This is a genomic window from Micromonospora sp. NPDC049175 (assembly GCF_043197345.1).
Lineage (GTDB): Bacteria > Actinomycetota > Actinomycetes > Mycobacteriales > Micromonosporaceae > Micromonospora.
In genome coordinates, this window is the sequence record NZ_JBICSY010000021.1 from 1 (window position 1) to 6382 (window position 6382).

A 6382-nucleotide genomic window follows, 5' to 3' on the forward strand; every position below is an offset into this window, starting at 1 on the left:
GGTTTGCGGTTCAAGGAGAACCCGAAGTGGTGGGATCTGAAGGGTCAGTTCACCAACTTCGTGCGGGACAATCAGGAGTTGTTGGCGCAGCTGTCGGGTGCGCTGAAGATCGTGTCGCTGGTCGCGGGTCTGCTCGCCTTCATCCCCATCCTCGCGCCGATCATGGGTCCGATCGCGATCGCCGCGGGTGCGGCGGCCCTGTTGATCGACGCCTCGATCTACGCGGCGACGGGTAAGGGCAGTCTCACCAGTTTGTTGATCGATACGGTGCTCACGGTCGTGCCCATCGGTCGGCTCGCGATGCTCGGCAGACCGGTCCTGGCTCTGGCCAAGAAAGGACTGCCGACGCTCGCCAAGGGTCTGACCAAGGCGCGGGCGGCGTTGCCGAGCATGCCTCGTCCGAGCATTCCGATGGGCTTGCGTAAGTGCGCGGCTGACCCGATCGACGTGGCCAGCGGCGAGGTCGTGCTGGCCCAGACCGACGTCGAGCTGCCCGGCCTGCTCGCGCTCGTCCTGAGGCGGAGTCATCTGTCGTCGTACCGGATCGGTCGGTGTTTTGGGCCGTCCTGGGCGTCGACGCTTGATCAGCGGGTCGAGGTCGACGACGAGGGGGTCTGCTTCGTCACCGAAGACGGCATGGTCCTCACCTACCCGACTCCCGCCGGTGTCGGGGCGCAGAGCATGCCGGCGGCCGGACCCCGCTGGCCGCTCACCCCGACCGCGGACGGCTACCGCGTCGACCAGCCGGAGATCGGCCGAGCGCTGCATTTCCACGCGGTGCCGGACGTCCAGGCGGTGCCGGACCACCCAGAGTCGGAAGGCGAGGGCGAGGATCGTCCCGTTCGGGTGTTGCCGCTGGTTGCCGTCAGCGACCGCAACGGTCATCGGATCGACCTGGACTGGCGCGACGGTGCGGTCACCGACGTTCGACACAGTGGTGGGTATCGGATCGCCGTGGACACCCTGCACGGTCAGGTCGCGGCGCTGAGCCTGCTCGACGCGGGGCCTTCCGGTGAGGCCCGGACTCTGGTGCGGTTCGGCTACGACGAGGCCGGTCATCTCGCCGAGGTCATCAACGCATCGGGCATCCCGCTGCGGTTCGGCTACGACGACGACGGTCGGTTGACCCACTGGCAGGACCGCAACGGGCAGGAGTACCACTACACCTACGACGAGCAGGGACGCTGCGTGGCCGCGACCGGCTCGGGTGGTTTCCTCTCCGCGCGGCTGCAGTACGACCCGGTTGGTCGGCAGACCGCTGTGAGCGACTCACTGGGTCACACGACCATCTACGAGCTGACCGATCGCGGCCAGACCCGACGGATCAGCGACCCGCTGGGCAACGTCACGGCCTTCACCTGGGATCGGTTCGATCGGAAGCTGACCGAGACCGATGCCCTGGAGCGGACGACTCGTTATTCCTACGATGACGATGGCAACCTGGTCGAGGTCACCCGCCCGGACGGCGCGCGGGCGACCGCCATCTACGACGAACTGCGTCAGCCGGTGGTCATCACAGGTGTCGACGGTGCGGTCTCGCGACGTGAGTACGACGAGCGCGGCAACCTGACCATGGTCACCGACCCGAGCGGCGCTTCCACCCTCTACCACCACGACGAGGCGGGCCACCTCGCCGAGGTGACCGATGCGCTCGGCAACACCCTGGCAGTGACCACCGATCCGACCGGGCTGATCAGCCAGCTCAGCGAACCCAACGGCGCGGTGACCACCTATCGCCGTGACTTGGCGGGCCAGATTACCCAGGTGATCGACCCGGTCGGTGGCGTCACCCACCTCGGCTGGACCGTCGAGGGGCAGCTCGCCTGGCGGCGGAGCCCGGACGGGGCGAGCGAGGAGTGGACGTACGACCCGGAAGGCAACCTGGTCACCTACACCGACCAGACCGGGGCGACCACCGAGTTCGAGATCGGCCACTTCGACCTGCCGGTCGCGCGTATCGGGCCGGACGGCGGCCGGTTGACCTTCGACTACGACACCGAGTTGCGCCTGACCACGGTCACGAACCCGCAGGGGCTCACCTGGAGCTACGACTACGACCCGGCCGGGCGCCTGGTGGCCGAGACCGACTTCAACGGCCGCGTACAGACGTACTCCTACGATGCCGCCGGCCAACTCGTCACCCGGAGCAGCGGTGCCGGGCGAAGCATCGAGTTGATCCGCGATCCGCTGGGCAACATCGTCGAGAAGCGCACCGCCGAGGGCATCACCACCTTCGAGTACGACCCGGTCGGCCGGTTGCTGCACGCCACCTCACCCGAGGTTGATCTTCGCTTTGAGCGGGATCCGCTGGGTCGGGTGCTCGCCGAGATCCGAAACGGCCAAGAGGTCAGGTCGTCCTACGATGCACTCGGCCGCCGGACGCTCCGGCGTACCCCATCAGGGGTCGAGAGTGCCTGGGAGTACGACGCCGGCCACCAGCCCGCGGCTCTGCGCACCGGCGGCGCGACGGTCAGCTTCACCCACGATGCCGCCGGCCGGGAGACCCGCAGGGCAGTCGGCGGTCTTGCCCTGACCCAGAGTTGGGACGCCAACCACAGGCTGCTCTCCCAAATCCTCGTCACCAGCCCGGAGAGTCCGACGGGCGTGCCAGAGCTCCTCGCGCACCGGGCCTACCGGTACCGTGCCGACGGCTACCTGACCGACATCGCCGACCAGCTCACCGGCGAGCGCCGGCTGGAGGTGGACCGGTCCGGCCGGATCACCGCCGTCCAGGCCGCCGACTGGACCGAGCGGTACGCCTACGACGAGGCCGGAAACGTCGCCGATGCCGAGTGGCCCGGCGCCGCCGGCGGACGTGGCAGCGCCGGAGGCGAGCGGGAGTACGCCGGCACCCTGATTCGTCGGGCCGGGGACGTGCGGTACGAGCATGACGACGCTGGCCGCGTGACGCTGCGGCAGGTCAAGCAGCGTTCCACCAAGCCCTTGACCTGGCGCTACACCTGGGACAGCGAAGACCGGCTGACCGGAGTGACGACGCCGGATGGCACCCGCTGGCGCTACCGGTACGACGCGCTCGGTCGCCGGGTCGCCAAGCAACGCCTCGACTCCGACGGCGGCGTGGTCGAGGAGGTCGACTTCGCCTGGGACGGCCCGCGTCTGATCGAGCAGACCCACCGCGGCGCGGGCGAGGAACGGACCAGCACCTGGGAGTACGCCCCGGGCACGTTCACGCCCATCACCCAGACCGACGCGCACGCCGACCAGGACGAGGTCGACCGCCGCTTCTATGCGATCGTGACCGACCTGGTTGGCACGCCCATGGAGTTGGTCAGCCCGGATGGCGACGTCGCCTGGCAGCAGCGGACCACTATCTGGGGCATCCCGACCCACGTCAGCGCCACCGGCGTCGACTGCCCGTTGCGGTTCCCCGGGCAGATCCATGACCCGGAAACCGGTGCTTCGTACAACCACCACCGCTACTACGACCCCGAGGCGGCTCAATACCTCTCGACCGACAAACTGGGGATCAGCGGAGGCCTCAACCCGCAGAGTTATGTCTCCAACCCGGTGCAGTGGACCGATCCCTTGGGTCTTGCGCCCTGCCCCGTCTACAGCAATGTCGTCAATGGTAGGGCGGGCCCTGCCTATGCACAGGTTTCTCCCCAGACGCTGATTGATGCGGCGGCCGGCAGGATCGGCAGCGAAGCGCCACGAAGGTTGCGCCCGGCAGGCTTCCTTGGAGGTGCGGGCGGTCATTCTCGCGGCCACTTGATCGGTAGGCGGTTTGGCGGAGACGGCACGGACATTCGAAACGTAGTCACACAGAGTGAGGCTCTGAACAATGGGCCGATTAATGAGGTGGAAAAGAGGATAGCCGAGCACGTAACCAGTAGCCAGAATAACGTTGTTATGAGCGTTACTCCGGTGTACGAAAATGGTGGGGTCGTGCCTAGTCATGTAATCATCGAAGCCGTCGACGATTTCGGGTGGTCGCTGTATGAAAAGGTGCGCAATATATAGGATATCTGGTGAGTAGGCTGCCGGACCTTCTCGCCCTGTGTCCTCCTCCGCCTGCCGTGGAGCCATCCCATCGTGCGACGGTGGATGAGGGCGTCGAGCTGCCCCTCAGCCACCGGCAGATGGTTGCGACCTATGGGGCGGGCTGTTTCGACGAGTTCTTGTGGATCTACGGCGAGGGTGTCGAGCGAGAAGCACTGAATATCGAGAAGGGCACCCAGGAGGCTCGATCATTCTTGAGTAACGGTCTTCCAGAGCCCCTTGAGGAGTACCTGTCGAGCCTTCGCATCGCTCCGGGTCAGCTCGTGCGGTGGGGTGGGACCGATAACGCCGATGTCCTGATGTGGATTCCGACGGGGCCGGTGGACGATTGGCCGACTCTCGTGTTGGAGGCCCGGCAGCTGAGATTTTCGATCGTTCACCTCGAAACCCCAAGTGTGGTCTTCGAGCTGCTGACGAAGTCCCTGCAAATCCCGTTCTTTCCTCCGGATTTTCCCAGTAGCAATCCCCGGTTCAGCCCCGACCCCTACGTGTGATCCAGGGTCGCTGCGCAGCCTGCCGGCAGTCGCTCGCCCCACCCCTGTCCGCGCTGTCGACCCCGCGCGGCCATCGGGTTCGCCAGCCGCGGTCGTTCGCGGCTGCCGTTGCCTCCGGTAGACGACCACCACCGGGCCGTACCGCCGCTGGGCGCGGGAGCGTCGATCGACGTCCTGTTCGCCGACCGTCCCCGATCGTGCGAGTGGTCGTCTCCACCTCGCCTGCCGATAAGCCCAGTCACCGCGCACCTCGCCCCGGTGCAGGCAGGCTGCGGCCCAGATTCTGCGAGATATGCGACTGGTTCAGTGCTCGCAGGTTGTTGCGCTTCTATGTTCGAATGACTGAGGGTCGCGTCAGGGGAGGGCTCTCACTTCACAGGAAGCTGGTGGCGGTGGCTGATATCTTCGAGCAGGTAACGGGCCATATGACTGGCTTGATCCATGAATCAGTTAGCCGTGCAGAAGTGGCCGATTGGGCCATTGAGCGTGTCAAGGACGAATCGGCCGGCTATTCATCCCACGCGGCCCTTTGGGTGACGCTGGACCGGTTGGCTGGCGCTGACCTTCAGCAGGGTCCGGGGGGTTTATCTGCATGGTCAGGAAGACTTTCGGTCGTGGCTTGCTGATCTTGACTGGTAGTTGACGCGCGTTCCGTTGACCATAGCTCGATATGCCGAAATTCGTCCTACCCACGTCGTGGAGCACTTGAGATTGAGCCCCGAGACAAGCCGTCAGCCGGCGCGAAATAGCGGGATCGGTTCACCCCGGTTGGCCGGGTGGGAATAGGTCATATTAGAAAAGTTGGTAACTGATGGCCCCTCAAATGGGCAGCGAGATCGACCACGTGATGGCACGGCTCGGTGAGCGAGGCTTCGCCGTCAACATCGAGACCGAGGATGAGCTGCGTGTGTACCGTGTCTCGGGGAAGGGCTTTCGCCTGCGAGTGGGCATAGGTCCGAAGGGGATTTTGCTCGAATTCGTCGTCAATCGGGACGGGGAGTCGCCCGAGCTCCGATATGGCATCGATACGGACCTGTACGACGTATCCGATCCTGATCAGCAATGTTTCGCGGACGAGATCCAGCGCGACATGGCCTTCTTCCTGGATGCCCTGGGGGACGGGAGTCTCAAGGTGAGTCGTGGGCGAAACAAAACGGTGATCGCCTTTCCGTGCGCGGATAAATATGTGCGAGTGGAGCGTGGGCGCGTGTTTACCCGCCGGCGGGAGTATGAACGTGCATCGGGCGCGGAAGCCGGCGGCGATTTTCAGCCCTTCAGCCAGTGATTGGTGCTGCGGCGCAGATTGTGCGAAACATGCGACTGTTCCATAGCGACCGTTTCAGGGGCGAAACGGTGGGCTCTTGCTACGGGAGATAATGGCAGGGTGGGCGCCTCGGTTCGATCCGCGTGGTGTGCCAGGTGCTGCCGCCGTGTCGAGTTGGCCGAGCACGGCGTCCTGCGCGGCGCGTTCGACGGCGTGGGTGCCGAAGCCGCCGAGGCTTACCCAATTCACGCGAGTTGGCCCCCGGCCTCGAACGTAGCGGGTGGTGCGGAACTACCACGCGTGCTCGGCAGGCTCCGGCCGGATCCGTTCCTCCCGGTGTCGACCGATCTCCTGGCGGCCCGCCTCAGATGACGCCAAATGCGACTGAGGTGATGGTCAAAGTTCGTTGCGCGCCTATGTTCGAATGACGGCAGGGCGACTTTACGGGAGTTCGTTCTGGTCTGTGGTGCCGAGCGGGTGGTGGTCCCGTGTCGGGTGCCGCGAGGGATACGAGCTTGTTGGCGTGGACACGGGGGAGGTCCGGGCGCGATGGCTGAGTTTCCGGCGCATCTGTTCAAGATGGATGGTGATCCGTCGGCGGTTC

At 65.5% G+C, this 6382-nt stretch carries 4 protein-coding genes; all 4 read left to right on the forward strand.

The features are described 5' to 3' along the window. Positions 1–3981, forward strand: a 3981-nt coding sequence (locus ACGFH8_RS35055; protein ID WP_393375991.1) for a DUF6531 domain-containing protein, incomplete at its 5' end; no start/stop codon positions are given. Positions 3982–4061: 80 nt separating this feature from the next. After that, positions 4062–4514: a hypothetical protein gene (locus tag ACGFH8_RS35060; RefSeq protein ID WP_393375993.1), complete on the forward strand. Its 453-nt coding sequence runs from the start codon at positions 4062–4064 to the stop codon at positions 4512–4514. Between the two features lie 392 nt (positions 4515–4906). After that, complete coding sequence (locus ACGFH8_RS35065) at positions 4907–5140, forward strand: hypothetical protein (protein ID WP_393375994.1); 234 nt, start codon at positions 4907–4909, stop codon at positions 5138–5140. Between the two features lie 197 nt (positions 5141–5337). After that, the gene (locus ACGFH8_RS35070; RefSeq protein ID WP_393375995.1) at positions 5338–5799 is read left to right on the forward strand and encodes a hypothetical protein; all 462 of its coding nucleotides are present in this window, start codon (positions 5338–5340) and stop codon (positions 5797–5799) included. The last annotated feature ends 583 nt before the right edge of the window (positions 5800–6382 follow it).

Bases quoted from the DNA above. Each gene is read 5' to 3' on its own strand.
- ACGFH8_RS35070 (WP_393375995.1), top strand. From the start codon at position 5,338: ATGGGCAGCGAGATCGACCACGTGATGGCACGGCTCGGTGAGCGAGGC.